This is a genomic window from Streptomyces sp. NRRL F-2580 (assembly GCF_000720115.1).
Taxonomy (GTDB): Bacteria; Actinomycetota; Actinomycetes; order Streptomycetales; family Streptomycetaceae; genus Streptomyces.
This window is the reverse complement of the sequence record NZ_JOIR01000003.1, coordinates 1-15,558: the sequence shown is the minus strand read 5'-3', so window position 1 is coordinate 15,558 and position 15,558 is coordinate 1. Positions and strand designations below refer to the sequence as shown.

The 15,558-nt window shown below is 73.0% G+C and carries 16 protein-coding genes and 1 pseudogene; 10 read left to right on the top strand and 7 right to left on the bottom strand.

Annotation, left to right across the window (positions count from 1 at the left end):
- Window positions 1-9 precede the first annotated feature (9 nt).
- The 3 genes from sufU (at window position 10) to IF88_RS0103120 (ending at window position 2,371) form a co-directional block, all read left to right on the top strand.
- Window positions 10-471, top strand: coding sequence for a Fe-S cluster assembly sulfur transfer protein SufU (sufU, locus tag IF88_RS0103130; protein ID WP_030706998.1), 462 nt, complete (start codon window positions 10-12; stop codon window positions 469-471).
- On the top strand, window positions 468-812 hold the full coding sequence (locus IF88_RS0103125) for a metal-sulfur cluster assembly factor (RefSeq protein WP_030388904.1): 345 nt from the start codon (window positions 468-470) through the stop codon (window positions 810-812). Before sufU ends, IF88_RS0103125 begins: the two co-directional genes overlap by 4 nt.
- A gap of 227 nt (window positions 813-1,039) precedes the next feature.
- A complete protein-coding gene (locus IF88_RS0103120) occupies window positions 1,040-2,371 on the top strand; it encodes a hypothetical protein (RefSeq protein ID WP_107050466.1) in 1,332 nt (443 codons plus the stop codon).
- On the opposite strand, the gene IF88_RS41925 is transcribed toward IF88_RS0103120, so the two are convergent.
- Entirely contained in the window at window positions 2,355-3,197 is an 843-nt protein-coding gene (locus IF88_RS41925) for a hypothetical protein (protein ID WP_051836367.1), read from the bottom strand. The two genes, IF88_RS0103120 and IF88_RS41925, sit on opposite strands and share 17 nt — an antisense overlap.
- A gap of 126 nt (window positions 3,198-3,323) precedes the next feature.
- Here IF88_RS41925 and IF88_RS39990 point away from each other — a divergent pair.
- Window positions 3,324-3,643 (top strand): annotated as a pseudogene (locus IF88_RS39990) (DMT family transporter).
- On the top strand, window positions 3,643-4,218 hold the full coding sequence (locus IF88_RS0103100; protein ID WP_030706995.1) for a TetR/AcrR family transcriptional regulator: 576 nt from the start codon (window positions 3,643-3,645) through the stop codon (window positions 4,216-4,218). The pseudogene IF88_RS39990 and the gene IF88_RS0103100 overlap by 1 nt, the downstream one beginning before the upstream one ends.
- A 123-nt stretch (window positions 4,219-4,341) precedes the next feature.
- Here the strand turns inward: IF88_RS0103100 and IF88_RS0103095 are convergent, their stop codons facing one another.
- A complete protein-coding gene (locus IF88_RS0103095) occupies window positions 4,342-5,217 on the bottom strand; it encodes a winged helix-turn-helix transcriptional regulator (protein ID WP_030706994.1) in 876 nt (291 codons plus the stop codon).
- Window positions 5,218-5,303: 86 nt separating this feature from the next.
- Between IF88_RS0103095 and IF88_RS0103090 the strand changes: the two genes are divergently transcribed.
- The 3 genes from IF88_RS0103090 (at window position 5,304) to IF88_RS0103080 (ending at window position 8,115) form a co-directional block, all read left to right on the top strand.
- Window positions 5,304-6,560, top strand: coding sequence for an MFS transporter (locus IF88_RS0103090; protein WP_078892693.1), 1,257 nt, complete (start codon window positions 5,304-5,306; stop codon window positions 6,558-6,560).
- A gap of 9 nt (window positions 6,561-6,569) precedes the next feature.
- Window positions 6,570-7,550, top strand: a complete 981-nt coding sequence (dapD, locus tag IF88_RS0103085; protein WP_030706992.1) for a 2,3,4,5-tetrahydropyridine-2,6-dicarboxylate N-succinyltransferase — start codon at window positions 6,570-6,572, stop codon at window positions 7,548-7,550.
- Window positions 7,551-7,701: 151 nt separating this feature from the next.
- Window positions 7,702-8,115, top strand: coding sequence for a hypothetical protein (locus IF88_RS0103080; protein WP_030706991.1), 414 nt, complete (start codon window positions 7,702-7,704; stop codon window positions 8,113-8,115).
- A 31-nt stretch (window positions 8,116-8,146) separates the two neighbouring features.
- Here IF88_RS0103080 and IF88_RS0103075 read toward each other — a convergent pair whose 3' ends face one another.
- From IF88_RS0103075 to IF88_RS0103065, 3 genes are all read right to left on the bottom strand, one after another.
- Complete coding sequence (locus IF88_RS0103075) at window positions 8,147-8,401, bottom strand: hypothetical protein (protein ID WP_030706990.1); 255 nt, start codon at window positions 8,399-8,401, stop codon at window positions 8,147-8,149.
- A gap of 143 nt (window positions 8,402-8,544) precedes the next feature.
- Complete coding sequence (locus IF88_RS0103070; RefSeq protein ID WP_030706989.1) at window positions 8,545-9,006, bottom strand: GNAT family N-acetyltransferase; 462 nt, start codon at window positions 9,004-9,006, stop codon at window positions 8,545-8,547.
- Window positions 9,007-9,065: 59 nt separating this feature from the next.
- Window positions 9,066-10,907 carry an endonuclease/exonuclease/phosphatase family protein gene (locus IF88_RS0103065; protein ID WP_030706988.1) on the bottom strand — a complete coding sequence of 614 codons (1,842 nt, stop codon included), beginning with the start codon at window positions 10,905-10,907 and terminating at the stop codon, window positions 9,066-9,068.
- A gap of 391 nt (window positions 10,908-11,298) precedes the next feature.
- Between IF88_RS0103065 and IF88_RS0103060 the strand changes: the two genes are divergently transcribed.
- Together IF88_RS0103060 and IF88_RS0103055 are read left to right on the top strand one after the other, a co-directional pair.
- Window positions 11,299-12,801, top strand: coding sequence for a hypothetical protein (locus IF88_RS0103060; protein WP_030706987.1), 1,503 nt, complete (start codon window positions 11,299-11,301; stop codon window positions 12,799-12,801).
- A gap of 182 nt (window positions 12,802-12,983) precedes the next feature.
- A complete protein-coding gene (locus IF88_RS0103055) occupies window positions 12,984-14,423 on the top strand; it encodes an alkaline phosphatase PhoX (protein WP_030706986.1) in 1,440 nt (479 codons plus the stop codon).
- Window positions 14,424-14,562: 139 nt separating this feature from the next.
- On the opposite strand, the gene IF88_RS47155 is transcribed toward IF88_RS0103055, so the two are convergent.
- Both IF88_RS47155 and IF88_RS0103045 read right to left on the bottom strand, forming a co-directional pair.
- Window positions 14,563-14,739 carry a hypothetical protein gene (locus tag IF88_RS47155; RefSeq protein ID WP_199808021.1) on the bottom strand — a complete coding sequence of 59 codons (177 nt, stop codon included), beginning with the start codon at window positions 14,737-14,739 and terminating at the stop codon, window positions 14,563-14,565.
- Window positions 14,740-14,841: 102 nt separating this feature from the next.
- A partial coding sequence (locus IF88_RS0103045; protein ID WP_030706985.1) for a TerD family protein occupies window positions 14,842-15,558 on the bottom strand: 717 nt, incomplete at its 5' end.

Here is a 15,558-nt window from a genome sequence, read left to right as displayed (position 1 = left end):
GAGGACGCTGTGAAGCTGGATTCGATGTACCAGGAACTGATCCTGGACCACTACAAGCACCCGCACGGGCGTGGCCTGCGCGAGGGCGACGCCGAGGTGCACCACGTCAACCCGACGTGCGGCGACGAGATCACGCTGCGCGTGAAGTACGACGGCGAGACGCTCACCGACGTCTCGTACGAGGGCCAGGGCTGCTCCATCAGCCAGGCCAGCGCGTCCGTACTCAATGAGCTGCTGGTCGGCAAGGACCTGGCCGAGGCGCAGAAGATCCAGGGCGTGTTCCTGGAGATGATGCAGTCCAAGGGCAAGATCGAGCCGGACGAGGCCATGGAGGACGTGCTGGAGGACGCGGTCGCGTTCGTCGGGGTCTCCAAGTACCCGGCTCGCGTGAAGTGTGCTCTGCTGAGTTGGATGGCGTGGAAGGACGCGACCGCCCAGGCTCTGGGCGACGCGGAGAGGAAGACGGCATGACCGAGAACGCGACGCCCGAGGCGTCGATCAAGCCGGCCACCGAGGAAGAGGTCCGCGAGGCCCTCTACGACGTGGTCGACCCCGAGCTGGGCATCGACGTCGTCAATCTGGGCCTGATCTACGGCATCCACATCGACGACGCCAACATCGCCACCCTCGACATGACGCTGACCTCGGCGGCCTGCCCGCTGACGGACGTCATCGAGGACCAGGCGAAGTCGGCGACGGACGGCATCGTCAACGAACTCCGGATCAACTGGGTCTGGATGCCGCCGTGGGGCCCGGACAAGATCACGGACGACGGTCGTGAGCAGCTCCGCGCGCTCGGCTTCAACGTCTGATCACCGCTCGCGGATGAGGGCCCCGGCACGGTCGTGCCGGGGCCCTCTCCGCTTTCCGCCGTTGTCTTCTTGATCCGGAACGCTGTTCTCCGGGTGGACGGACGGCGTGCACCCGGAGTTGTCCCCCGTCGCCGAACCTTCTCGACGGCCGTCACGACGTGGCGCCGCATACGAGAGGACCCTCTGTGACCGTTCGTTTCGCCGCCGGGACAGCCGGCGCCGCCGCCCTGCTGATCGTCGGGCTGACCGCGCCCGCACAGGCCGTGACGTACGGGACGCCGACGATCGCCCTGTCCGCGTCCTACCTCTCCGGGGCCCTCGGGGGCGTCGGGGACCCGGTCGTGAACGTCACCGTCGGCCAGAGCGGGGCCGACGCCTCCGCCCTGACGGTCAGCGCCTCGGCGTCGAGCAAGGCCTCGGTCGCCGGGACCGGCGACGTCACCGTCACCGGCGTCGGGGCGGTGCGGCAGCTGGCCGTCGCCGCGCGCGGCCTCGGCTACACCGACCTCACCGTCAAGGTGACCGGGCTGGGCGGCAAGACCGCCACCAAGACCCTCTCCTACGCCGCCTCGGCCGCCGTGCAGAACCCGGCCGACGCGCGCTACTTCACCGGCTCCGCGGACGCCTCGGCCGCCGTGGACGTGGGCGGCGGGTACGCGGTGGTGGCGGACGACGAGTCCAACGTGCTGCGCCTGTACGACCGCTCCCGCTCGGGCGCGCCCGTGAGGACCTGGGACTTCAGCTCGCAGCTCGGGGTCAGCAAGGAGGTGGACATCGAGGGGGCGACCCGGATCGGCGACACCGTCTACTGGACGGGCTCGCTCGGCAACAACAAGGACGGCGAGTACAAGGCGCCCCGGAACACGGTGTTCACCACCACGGTGAGCGGATCCGGTACGGGCACGCAGCTGGCGTACGGGCGCTCGTACAAGAAGCTCCGCGAGGACCTGGTCGCCTGGGACACGGCGAACGGCAACCGCTACGGCTTCGCGGCGGGCACCGCGGCCGGCGAGGCACCCCAGCAGATCGACGGCTTCAACGTGGAGGGGCTGGAGTTCGCGCCCGGCTCCACGACCACCGCCTACCTGGGCTTCCGGGCCCCGCTGGCACCGGCCGTGCCGGGCGGCAAGGCGCTGATCGTGCCCGTCACCAACTTCGACAAGGTCCTGGCGAGCGGGGCCAATGCCGTGTTCGGGGCGGGCATCGAGCTGGACCTCGGCGGGCTGGCCGTCCGGGACCTCCGCAAGAACGCGGCCGGGCAGTACCTGATCCTGGCCGGCTCCTGGGCCGCGGACGACAACTCCGACCCGTACGCGCTCTACCAGTGGGACGGCGTTCCCGGGCACGCCCCGGTCAAGCGCGCCGACCTGCCGACCACCGACCCGGGCGGCTGGGAGGCCGTCGTGGACGTCCCGGACCTGACGGCCTCCGGTGCCCGGGTGCAGCTGGTCACCGACAGCGGGTCCGCGGACCTCTACGGCGACGGCACCGAGGCCAAGGACCTGACGCACGCCGAGTGGAAGAAGGCGCGGGCGGCCTGGTTCACGCTGAGCCCGTGATCAGGGGCTCCGCCGTGAAGGACCCGGACAGGTGTTCACGGCGGAGCCGCCGGTCGGCGTAGAGCAGGCCGGCGGTCAGCTGGGGGAAGGCCGGCAGCAGGGCCGCCGCGAGCAGCACGCCGACGGCGCCGAACCAGTACTGGAGGGCGTACGCGGCACCCAGCGCCAACGCCGCCGCCGGTGCGGTGACGCACAGGGTCCGCCACCAGGCGCCGCGCACCAGGCGGGCCGAGCGGCGCAGGGCCGCCACGGGGCCGATCCCCTCGTACCCGGCGGCCGTGGGCGCCAGGGCGAAGAGCACGGCGAGCCACAGGGCGACCGGGGCCAGCGGGAGCAGCGCGAGCGCCGGCAGCCCGGCGGCGAAGGCGCCGGCGCCCGGGCCGACGGCGGCGAGCAGGGCCAGCAGCCCGGCGCCGAGCACCGCGGGCGTCCGGGGCAGGGCGGTCCGCAGCAGCTCGCGCGCGGCGACGCGGCGCCCGAGCACGGCCGGCCGGAGCAGGGCCGCGGCCAGGGCGCCGGACAGGGCCCAGCCGAACAGCAGGAACAGGGCGAAGGCCGGGACGAGGGCGTAGACGAAGGCCCGGCTGCCGGCGGTACGGGTCAGGGAGGCGAGGGTGGCCGCCCCGGCGACCACGGCGACCAGCAGCAGCCCGCCGAGCTGGCCGAGGAGCAGGGCGCCGAGCAGTCGGCCGCCGTAGCGGCGCAGGGTGACGAGGGCGCCGCCGAGGATCTCCCCCGGTGCCAGCGGGCGCAGGGGTATGACGCCCGGCCGGGGAGAGCGCGGGGGCAGCCGGCCGCCGCCCTGGTGGATCCCATGCTGCGCCATGCGCGGGCCGCCCCTTCGTCTCCCGAGGAGGCGGACAGGGTAGCGCCGCGGGCCGCAGGAGTCCCGGGTCGTGCGGCGGGTCGCTGATGTGTACGGGTGTACGCATCGATGTGTACCCTCGTACACATGCCTTACGTACTGCTTGCCGCGGCCATCGCCGCGGAGGTCGCCGGAACCACCGCCATGAAGTACAGCGACGGTTTCACCAGGCTGGGCCCTCGCTGGGCACCCTGCTGGGGTACGTCATCGCCTTCACCCTGCTCGCGCAGACGCTCAAGTCGATGTCGGTCGGTACGGCCTACGCCATATGGGCGGGCGTCGGCACCGCCGCCATCGCCGCCATCGGCATGGTGTTCATGGGTGAGGCGGCCACCGCCGCGAAGATCGCCGGAATCGTCCTGGTGATCGGCGGGGTGGTCCTGCTGAACCTCGGCGGAGCGCACTGATGTCCCCCGGCGTGCGGCGCTACGACCCGGACCGGCGGCAGCGGATCATCGACGCGGCGATCCGCGTGGTGGGGGCCAAGGGCATCGCGGGGCTGAGCCACCGCAGCGCCGCCGCGGAGGCCGACGTACCGCTCGGGTCGACGACGTACCACTTCAAGACCCTGGACGACCTGCTGGTCGCGGCGCTGCGCCAGGCCAACGAGGGCTTCGCGCGGGCGGTGGCGGACTCGGCGGCGCTGGCCGACCCGGAAGCGGACCTCGCCCGCACGCTGGCCCGCCTGCTGGGGGAGCTCCTGGCAGCGGACCGGAGCGGGGTCGAGCTGGAGTACGAGCTCTACCTCGCGGCCCTGCGCCGCCCGGCGCTGCGGCCGGTGGCGTCGCAGTGGTGCGAGTCCGTGTCCGGGGCGCTCGCCGAGCGGACGGATCCGGTGACGGCGCGGGCGCTCGTGGCCGTCATGGACGGCATCGGCCTCCAGGTCCTGCTGACGGACACCCCGTACGACGAGCCGTACGCCCGCGAGGTCCTGGGCCGGGTGCTCCGCGGGTCCGGGTCCTCAGGCCCGTCCGGCGTCTGAGGGCCGGGCCCGGGCGGAGCCCGGTTTCGGGGCGGGGGGCGGCACGGGACGGGGTGGGGGATCCGCGCAGCTGCGGCCCGGCCCCCACCGCGGCCCGGCGGCCCGGCCGACTCGCGGGCCCCGCTAACCCGCGGAGCGGACCGCCGCCAGCGCCGCGGCCACGCTCGCCTCGATGTCGCCGATCGGGTAGAACACCTCGCGGACCGTGCGGCCGCGGTCCACGACCAGGGTGAGCCGCTTGATCCGGGTCACGCCCGCCGCGCGGAACGTCGGCAGCCGCAGCGCCGCCGTCAGCGCCAGGTCCGCGTCCGAGAGGAGCGGGAACCGCAGCCGCTCGTGCTCGGCGAACTCCCGCTGCTCGTCCGGGCGCTGGGACGACACCCCGTGCACGGTGGCGCCGGCCGCGGTGAACTCCGCGAGCTGGTCGCGGTACGTGCACGACTCGAACGTGCAGCCCTTGGCGCCGGGGATGCCGGCCCAGCCGGGCGGGTAGGCCTCGGCGCGCGCGTACGCGCCCGGGAAGCAGTACAGGACCGTGAACGGGGTGTCCGCCACCGGGTCGCTCAGTCCGCCGAAACGGTCCGGCAGCAGCAGCTCCGGCACCCGCGTGCCGCGCAGCGCGTGCACCCGCTCCGCCTCCCGCGAGGCCTCCCCGGTCGTCGCCGTCATCTCTCCCTCTCCCAGGACCCAGGTGTCCCCCCAGTCCTGGAGGGCCACCAGGACCGGCAGCAGCCCCCGCCCGCGCGGGGTCAGCCGGTACTCGTACCGCACCGGACGTTCCTGGTACGGCTCGCGCGTCAGCACCCCGGCCTCGACGAGCATCTTCAGTCGCTCCGTCAGCACCTTGCGGGACATCCCCAGCTCGCGCTGGAGCTCGTCGAAGCGGTACAGGCCGCGCGCGGTGTCGCGCACGATCAGCAGCGTCCACCAGTCGCCCACCACGTCGAGGGCCTGGGCGATGGCGCAGTCCGCGTCGCCGAGGTGTGTGCGCTGGGCCATGGGAGCTCCTTTGTCCGTTGACCCGAGGTTGTCATGCTGACATAGTCAGTTCCCAAAGGGAACTTAGTCGATGGATCCAGGGGGACATGGGTGTGCTGCAGGGGTTCAAGGACATACCGAGGGTCGTGTGGCTGCTGGCTGCGGGGGTCTTCGTCAACGCCGTCGTCAGCTTCACCTTCGTCTTCGTCTTCCTCTACCTGACCGGCCCGCGAGGCCTCGGCGCCGCCCAGGCGGGCCTGGCCGTCGGCATCGGCGGCGTCGGGTTGATCGCCGGCAATTTCACCGGAGGCTGGTACGGCGACCGCTTCGGACACCGCCGGGTGCTGCTCACCGCCGCCACCCTCGGCGGCATCGCCCTGACGGCGCTCCCGCTGCTGCCCACCCCGCTGCTGTACGCGGCCCTGCCGGTGGCCCAGTACGCCTCCGGCGTGATCCGGGCCGCCAACTCCGCGCTGGTCGCGGTCGCCGTCCCGGAGGGGGCCCGCCGCCAGGCCTTCGCCCTCGTGCGCTGCGTCTCCAACGGTGGATTCACCCTCGGGCCGCCGCTGGGCGCCCTGGTCGCCACCGGCCTCTCCTACGACTGGCTCTTCGTCGGCGACGGCATCGGCACGCTCCTCTTCGCCGTCTGGACCGCGCGGGTCGTCCCGGCCCGCGGCGTTTCCCGCATACCCGCCGTGGCCCAGGACGGGGGTCCGGGCCACGGCGAACAGAGCCTCTGGCGCGAACTGCGCGCCCGCCCCGCCGTGCTGGTGCTGCTCGGCGCGATCCTGGTGACCGACGTCGTCTACCGCCAGCAGTACTCCACCTTCCCGGCCTTCCTCGCCGACCACGGCCTGGACGCGCGCGTCTTCGGGCTCGTCATCGCCCTGAACGGAGGGGTGATCCTGCTGCTGGAACTGCCCGCCGCCGTAGCCCTGCGCGAGCGGCCCGCCCTGCCGGTCATCGGCACCGGGATGGTGCTCGTCGGGGCCGGGTACGCGGCGCTGTTGCTCGGGGCCGGGATCGGGAGCTCCGTGGCGATGATGATCCTGCTGAGCCTCGGGGAGATCCTCTACAAGACCACCGCCACCGCCTACATGGCCGACCAGGCGCCCGAGCACGCCATCGGGCGGTTCCAGAGCCTGTACGCGGGCGTGTCGGTGAGCGGGGTCGTCCTCGGGCCGCCGCTCGGCGGAGCCCTGTACTCCGTCGCGCCCGGGCTGCTGTGGCCGCTCTGCGCGGTGCTCGCTGCGGGGGCGGGTGCGGCGCTGTGGGGGGCGCATGCCCGGCGGGCCCGGCACGTGGCGCGACGCGCGCGCCCGGCACATGAGACCGGTTCGCGACCGACGGCCGTCGCCGGTTAGGTTTCGGATATGACTGCTACGCGTACCACCGGCGCCGTCGCCGCCGGACTTGCCACCCTCACCGCCGACGGCACCGTCCTCGACACCTGGTTCCCCGCTCCCGAGCTGGTCGCCGAGCCCGGCCCGGCCGGTACCGAGCGCCTCACCGCCGAGCAGGCCGTGGAGCTCCTCGGCGCCGCCGCGGCCAAGGCGATCCGCACGGACGCGGTCCGTGGCGTCGAGGTCGTAGCCGTCCGCACGGTGATCGCCTCCCTGGAGGACAAGCCGCTGGACGCGCACGACGCGTACCTGCGCCTGCACCTGCTCAGCCACCGCCTGGTCAAGCCGCACGGCCAGAACCTCGACGGCGTCTTCGGCCTGCTGGCCAACGTCGCCTGGACCTCGCTGGGCCCGGTCGCGATCGACCAGGTCGAGACCGTCCGCCTCAACGCGCGCGCCGAGGGCCTGCACCTCCAGGTCACCTCGATCGACAAGTTCCCGCGGATGACCGACTACGTCGCCCCCAAGGGCGTGCGCATCGCCGACGCGGACCGCGTCCGCCTCGGCGCGCACCTCGCCGAGGGCACCACCGTCATGCACGAGGGCTTCGTCAACTTCAACGCCGGCACCCTCGGCACCTCCATGGTCGAGGGCCGCATCTCCGCGGGCGTCGTGGTCGGCGACGGCTCCGACATCGGCGGCGGCGCCTCCACCATGGGCACCCTCTCGGGCGGCGGCAAGCAGATCATCTCGATCGGCGAGCGCACCCTGATCGGCGCCGAGGCAGGCGTCGGCATCGCGCTGGGCGACGAGTGCGTCGTCGAGGCCGGCCTGTACGTGACCGCGGGCACCCGCGTCACCCTGCCGGACGGCCAGATCGTCAAGGCCCTGGAGCTCTCCGGCGCCAGCAACATCCTCTTCCGCCGCAACTCGGTCACCGGCGCCGTCGAGGCCCGCCCGTACAAGGCGGCCTGGGGCGGCCTGAACGAGGTCCTGCACAGCCACAACTGACGCTTCGCCGGTTGCCGGCGGTCAGCACCGAGCGCCCTTCCAGCCCCTCGGGGGCCGGGAGGGCGCTCGGTCATGGGCGGGGCCCGTACTCGGTCGGGACTGAGTACGCGCGCTCTGGTCGGCGGTGGGGCCGGAGGGAAGGCTGGGGTGCATGAGACGACGACTCCTGTCCGGCCCCGCTCCCCGCCTCCTGACCGCTCTGCTGCTCGCCGTGGTGTCGTCGGCGGCCTGGGCCGCCTGGTTGGGCTGGGACCAGCAGCGCGACGTGCAGCCCGACGGTTCGCAGACCGGCCCCTACGAGGCCTGGCAGGTGATCGGGCTCGTGGTGACCCTGCTGGTGCCGGTGTGCTGGGCGGCGTTCCGGGGCCACGCGGCGGCCACCGTCGCGGGCGTCACGGCCGGCCTGACGATCGCCGCCGCCTACGACTGGTCGGACGACGCCAGCGGGCTCTTCGTCATCGGCGTGGGGATGGTCATGGTGGGGAGCATCGTCGTGACCGCCGGCGTTTGCGCCCTGATCGGCGCGGTGGGACGGCGACGGCCCCCGGGGCGCGCCCACGAGTAGGCCGAGGACGCGGCGACCGGTTCGGCGGCGGTCAGTGCAGGGGGATCGTGCGGATCAGGCCGGCGAAGGCCTGCTGTTCCGCCTCGGTCAGTTCCACCGACTCCATAGGGTGCCCGGCGGAGCCGCGCTGCGCCGGGATCATCGGCAGACCCTCGGGGGCGCTGGGCTCCGGGTGGTGCAAGCGGCTGTCCCACAGCATGTGACCGAGGCCGGCGACCCAGGCGATCGCGGCCACGAGCAGGACGGCGAGGCCGATTTCCTGGGCGAGGGAGATGGAGGGGAACACGCGGATCCTCCAGGGAGGGGGCGGTACAAGCCGGGGCAAGATCGGGCGTGGAGATACTCAACACCACAACCGGTGGATTCGGTAGGGATGTGTCGAGCGTCACGGCAGGGCCGAAAGTCCCCACCTTGCCCGGAAAAGGCCCGTTACGGCTTCAGCCGCAGCTTGAAGCCCTCGTGGCTGCGCGCGAAGCCCAGCCGCTCGTAGAAACGGTGGGCCGCGGTGCGCCGCTTGCTGCTCGTCAGCTGGACCAGGCCGCAGCCGCGCTCACGGGCCCGCTCGACGGCCAGGCGCATCAGCTCCGCCCCGAGTCCCGCGCCCCGCCGGTCCGCGCGGACCCGTACGGCCTCCACCACGGCCCGCTCCTGCCCGTTCTGGCCCAGGCCCGGTATGTACGTCAGCTGGAGGCAGCCGAGGACGACCTCCTCCCCGGCCACCCCGTCGGTGAGGACCAGCATCTCGTTGCGGGGGTCCGCCCCGATGGCCGCGAAGGCCCGCTCGTGCGCCTCGCCGACCACGATCGAGGCCGGGTCGAGGACCCGGTCCTCGTCGGCGAGCAGGGCGAGTACGGCGGGCAGGTCCCGGCGCGTGGTGTTGCGGAAGTCCATGGCCGGATTGTGGCAGGGGGCCCGGCCGGGACGGCGGCCGGACCCCCGCGGCCCCGTGGTTACGGCTTGAAGCGCAGCACCTGCGGGTCGTGGTCGCTGTTCTGCGCCGCGAACTCCGCGTTGATGTGCACGCTGTCGTACGTGAACTTCTTGATCGCCGGGCTCGTCAGGATCTGGTCCAGCACCTGCGCGTTGCCCTGGTAGACGTACGAGTAGCGCTCCGCCTTCGGCAGCGACTTGATCGCCGGGTACAGCGCCCCGCCGTCCGCGAGCGCGTCCGTCGTCGCCGAGAACTCGAAGTCGTTGATGTCACCGAGGACCAGGACGTTCGCGTTCTTGTCCGCCGCCAGGATCTCCTTGACGAAGCCGTTCACGGCCTGCGCCTGCAGCAGCCGCTTGGCCTCCGAGGAACGGACCGGCGGCTGGTGGTGCGAGGTCAGGCTCTCGTCGCCGCCCTTGGAGCCGAAGTGGTTGGCGATCACGAAGACCGTCTTGCCGCGGAAGACGAACTCGCCCGCGAGGGGCTTGCGGCTGTCCGCCCACGCGGGGTTCGCGGGGTCGACGCGGCCGGGGGAGTGGGTCAGGGCGGCCTTGCCGTTCTCCTTGACCACGCCGGTCGCCGTCACCGCGTCGCCCGGGGCGCGCTCGGTGAAGGAGACCCGCGCCGGGTTGAAGAGGAAGACCTGGCGGATGTTGCCGCCGGGCTCGCCGCCGTCCTTCTTGTCCTCCGGGTTGACGGTCCGCCACTGGTAGGCCGGGCCGCCCGCCGCCGTGATCGCCGCGGTGAACTTCGTCAGCGTCTGCTCGGCGGAGACGGTGCCGTCGTTCTTGGCGCCGTTGTCGTCCTGGATCTCCTCCAGGGCGAGGACGTCGGGGGAGGCGAGGTTCTCGACGACCGCCTTCGCCAGCGCGTCGAACTTCTCCTGCGGGTCGGTCGGGTCGAGGTTCTCCACGTTGTACGTGGCCACCGCGAGCTCCTGCTCGGCCTGCGGCTTGGTCTTCTCGGGGGCGAGGGTGCCCGCCTGGACCGTGCCGAGGGTGCGGGCCACCAGCGTGTAACCGCCGAACTGGTTGAAGTCCAGCGGGCCCTCGGTGGTGCCGGTCAGCTTGTCGCCGACGTTGGCCACCGGGAAGGGCTGCTGCGCGAGGGGCGCGAGCTGCTGGATCTGGAGGCGGCCGGTGTTCTGGGACTCGTAGGAGCCGTAGATCGTGCCACCGCGCTTGGCGGTGTTCTCCCAGCCCTTCACCGTGACCCACAGCTCCGAGTACGGGTCGGTGGCGCCGACCACGCGGGAGGTGCCGATCTTGACGTTCATGCCCTCCAGGGACTCGTAGTGGTCCAGGGCGTAGCGCGCGGGCTCCAGGGCCAGGCCGTTGATGCTGCCGGCGGCGGCCGGGTCGCCCGCCGGGGCGTACTCGGCGGGCACCGAGTACTCGTTGATCGCGGTGGCCTCGGGCAGCGCGTTGCCGGAGGAGACCACGGTCACCGTCGGCTTGGAGATCTGGGTGACCGACTGGTTGCCGGAGGTCAGGCCGCCGGGGACGTACTCGCCGACGGTGCCGGCGACCTTGACCGCGTCGCCCACGGCGACGGTCGGGGCGGAGCTGGTGAAGACGAACACGCCCTCACTGGTGGCGTCGTTGTCGTCGGCGTCCGGGTCCTGGATCCAGAAACCGCGCGAGCCGTACGTCCGCACGCCCGTCACGATGCCCTCGACGTCGGTGACCTGCTTGCCGTTCAGCGGGGATATCCGGGTGGTGCCCTGGATGTCGTGGATGCGTATCGGATCGGCGGACACGGCGCCTTCGGCCGCGTCGGCGGAGCCCGCGAGCAGGCCGGTGGCCAGTGCGGTGGCGACGAGGGCCGCGACGGCGGCGGAACGGGGATGCGAGGAGCGCATGGGCAGGAACTCCGGTGTGGGAGAGGGAAAGGAGGGGCGCGGCAGCGGGGTCGCAGCGAGATCTGCGGGAGGCGTGCCGCTCCCGATACATCTACGCGCGTCAATTTCCTGCGTGGCCAGCAAAGTTGTCAAGCCCTCCAGGGAAGACGGCAGCTGACTGTGGGATGAACCAACGGTGATGGCCCGCCGGATGGTCCCGAAATGCGTCTACGCTGGGGCGCCGAACGACGGCCACCACTGTCATCTGCGCCACATCTGCCCCGCGCCGCCTTGCCTGTCATGTCGGCCATGTCGCCGATGTCCGCGCGCACATGACGGACCAACCGGCCGTTACGACCCGCCGGCCCGGCTGCGCGCCCGGCCCCACCGCGTCCGCGAGGAGAACAGCACCATGTCCGCAGAGTCGCACCCCACGCTGCCGCCGGTACGGCTGCACTCCGACGCGGAACTGGCCCGCGACGCCCTCGTCGCCCCGCTGTTCGCGCGCGCCGTACGCCTCGCCCGCTGGGCCGGACCCGGAACCCGCGTCGACGTCGGCGGCGAACTCGTCGCGGAGCAGCTGCCCGAGGCCGTCGCGGTGCTCGGCCTCGACGCCGCCGACGAGGACTCCACCGGGTACGCGGGCCAGGCCTGGCGGGTGGCCGTGGACACCGGCCTGGTCGACGTGACGGAGCCGGAGGAGGACGCCGGGCAGGGCATCCGCGAAGAACCCGGTCAGGGCGGCGAGGAGCGCTTCGGCACGGCCGCGCCCGGCGAGGACCTGGCGCTGGTGACGAGCGGCGCCCCCGGCGACGTGCTCGACCTCTGGCTGGCGGCCCTGGACACGGTGCTCGCCGACGCGGCGGTGCCCGACCTGGACGGCCTCGTCGACGCGCTGGACGCGGGCGGCGAGATCGACTTCGACCAGCTCGACTGGAACCCGGGCCGCGAGGCGGACTTCCTCGACGGGGTCCTCGCCAACCTCTACCTGCTCACCGTCACCGAGGGCGGGGCGGCGGACCGGCCGGTTCCGCTGCCGGTGCTCGCCGCGTCGATGGTCGTGCCGGACGGCATGGGCGAGCCCACCGACGCCGTGCTGGAGCAGGTCTCGGACGCGATGATGCGCCTCGACGGCCAGTTCAGGCAGCTGGCGCCGATCGGGCTGGTCGAGTTCCGGCCCGTCGACGAGGAGCTGATGACGGAGGCCGACGGACCGCTGGAGCCGGAGACCGCGAGCACCGCGGACGACGAGGACGTCTCCCGCTACGGCCTGGTCCGCCTCACCCCGCTCGGCCTGTACGGGATCCGCGCCCGGATGCTGGAGGCCGGGGTCGAGGCCCCCGCCGTCGGCGAGCTGGCCGACAAGGGCGCCGACGCACTGCTCGACGCGGTCGCCTTCTACCCCGAGAACGCCGCCCAGGCCGAGATCGAACAGTGGCTGGCCGGCCGCGAACTGCCCGCCGCGGTCGCCGAACTGCTGGCCGCCGCGCGCGGGGACGACGAGGGCGGCCCGCTGCGCCGGCTCCGGTGCCAGCAGGCCCTGGCGCCGGCCGGGCCCGAGGCCGAGCCGGCGGTCCGGGCGGTGCTGGACGACGCGGAGCTCGGCGGGCTCGCCCGGGTCTGGCTGGCGGAACGCGGGGTGGCCGACGTACCGGCGCCGGACCCGGAGATGGTGTTCTGGCTGACGGTCGACACGATCGCGGCGCAGCTGGCCGCCGACGGGGAGACGGAGGAGCTGCCGCTCCTGATGGAGACCCTGACCGCTCATCACGCGGGCTTCTTCGAGCAGGTGTGGCGGGTGGAGCACCCGGCGACGGCGTACGTCCTGGAGGCGATGGGTCGGCTGCACCCGGACAAGAAGGCGGCGAAGGAGGCCCGCAAGGCCGCGTTCAAGGCGCGCTCCCGCCGCCCCTGAGCCGGGCGGTCGGCGCAGTGGCGACAATGCGCCGTTCCTGGGGCCGGAGTTGGCCATTCCGGCCACCGGCAAGGGGACTGATCCTCTTCGTGGGTAGTTCAGCCGCCGTTCACGTGCGGGCGCGAGCGTGTGCGCCGACGACCGCACGACAGGCGCACCACCTCCCCACCCCAGGAGACCCGATGCCGCTCAGCCGCAGAGACTTCACCGCCCGTACCGTCATCGCCGGCGCGGGCGTGGCCCTCACCGGGACGGTCGGCGCACTCGCCACCGCCCCGGGAGCGCTGGCGGCCGACGACAGCACCCACCGCGACGAGCACGGGCGGCCCTGCGAGCCCGGCTACGGCCCGCTCGTCCCCGACCCGGCCGGCATCCTCGCCCTCCCCGCCGGGTTCACGTACCGCGTGATCACGCACAGCGGGGTCACCACGCTGGAGTCGGGCGAGAGCACCCCGTCCAACCACGACGGGACCGCCGCCTTCGAAGGCCACCGGGGAGTCACCCTCCTCGTCAACAACCACGAGCTCAAGGGACCCCGTTCGGGCTGGACCCATCCCGTCCCGCTCACCGAGGGCCTGGTCTACGACCCGGCCGCGGCCGGCGGCTGCACGGTCGTCGAGGTCCGGCGCGGCGGCGAGGTCGCCGAATGGGTGGGCATCGCCGGTACGTCCACCAACTGCGCGGGCGGCTCCACCCCCTGGGACACCTGGCTGACCTGCGAGGAGAACTCGGACCTCGCCGGCAAGAACGGCATGACCAAGGACCACGGCTACGTCTTCGAGGTCGACCCGCACGACCGCCGCGCCAACCGCGACCCGCGCCCGATCAAGGCGTTCGGGCGGTACGACCACGAGGCCGTGGTCATCGATCCGCGCCAGGGCCACGCCTACCTGACCGAGGACGCCTCCGGCCCCAACGGGCTGCTCTACCGCTGGACCCCGCCCCGCGGCTTCCACCACGGGCGCGGCAGGCTCCGTACGCTCGCGGCCGACGCCGGTGTGCTCCAGGCCGCCAAGTGCATCGACAGCTCCGGCCGGTTCGTCGACGACCTCTCGCGCGCGACGAGGATCGGCACCGTCTACGGGGTCGACTGGGTGGACGTCACGGACCGCGACGCGCGCACCGTGCCGGTGCGCAAGCAGTTCGCGGACGGGGTGGTGACGCGCGGGCGCAAGCTGGAGGGCATGTGGTGGGCCGACGGGGGCGCGTACTTCGTCTCCTCCTACGCCCGTGAGGAGAGCCCGGGCGCGGCGCACGACGGCCAGGTGTGGTTCTACGACCCGAAGCGGCGCACGGTCCGGCTGACCGTCCTGATCGGCGTCAACGCGGAGCCGGCGGTGGACGGCGGCTACGACGGGCCGGACAACATCACCGTGTCTCCGTACGGCGGCCTGGTCATCGCGGAGGACGGCTCGGGGCTGCAGCACCTGTTCGGCGCGACCGAGTCGGGCCGCACCTACCCGCTGGCGCGCAACGAGCTGAATGTCGGATCGGCCGAGGAGCCGGAGTACTCCGAGTTCACCGGGGTGTGCTTCTCCCCGGACGGGCGCACGCTGTTCGCCAACATCCAGACCCCGGGCATCATGCTGGCCATCACCGGGCCGTGGCGGCGCGGTCACTGACGCGGACGGCGCGCGGTGTGCCCGTGGGCGCGGGCGTGTGGACGGGCCCGTGCGTGCGGACGGGCGAACGGGCCCGTGCGGGCGGGCGTGTGGACGGGCCCGTGCGTACGGACGGGCGCGGGCGGACGGCCGCCCGCGCTCAGGGGCCTGCGGAAACCTCCGCACGCGAGGCCTCGGCCCACTCGGAGAGCAGGAACTCATACGCCTCCGAGGGCCACTCGCCGTCCACCCGGGTTTCGACGAGGTGCCGTATCGCCTCGTTCGCCTCGGCGGCGGACGGGCGGGCGGGACCCGCGGGTGTGAGTGTCTCGTGCATGGTTTCAAGGCTACGGGCGGACACTGACAGCCACTTACGGATTACGCGTGGCATCCATCACCCGGGATGCGCCGCCGTGGCTGCCGGTGCCCGCCCACCTGCTCAGAGTGCCTGTGCGGCGGGCTTGACCATGCCGCGCACTGTGCGCGACTTCACAAACTCGCCCATGGCCGTCATCTCCCACTCGCCGCTGAACTGCTTGATCAGCTTGGCCATCATCACGCCGGTCTGCGGCTCGGCGGAGGTCAGGTCGAAGCGCACCAGCTCCTCGCCGCTCGCCGCGTCGATCAGACGGCAGTAGGCCTTCGCCACCTCGGTGAACTTCTGGCCGGAGAAGGAGTTGACCGTGAAGACCAGGCCGGTGGCCTCGGCGGGGAGCCGGCCGAGGTCCACGACGATCACCTCGTCGTCGCCCGCGCCCTCACCGGTGAGGTTGTCCCCCGAGTGCTTGACGGAGCCGCCGAGGATGGACAGCTTGCCGAAGTAGCAGCTGTCGATGTGGTTGCGCTGGGGGCCGTACGCGATGACGGAGGCGTCGAGGTCGATGTCCCGGCCGCCGAAGGCGGGCTCCCAGCCCAGGCCCATCTTGACCTGGGAGAGCAGCGGGCGGCCGCCCTTGACCAGGGAGACGGTCTGGTTCTTCTGGAGGCTGACCCGGCCCTTGTCGAGGTTGATCTTCCCCGTGCCGGCCGCGGCGGCCGGGGGTGCGGCGGGGGCCGCCGCCGGGACCGGCGCGGCCGGGGTGGGCGCCGCCGGGGTCGTGGCGCCGCCGAGCCAGGGGGAGGGCGGGTAGGAGACCGGCGGGGCCGGGGTGGGCGC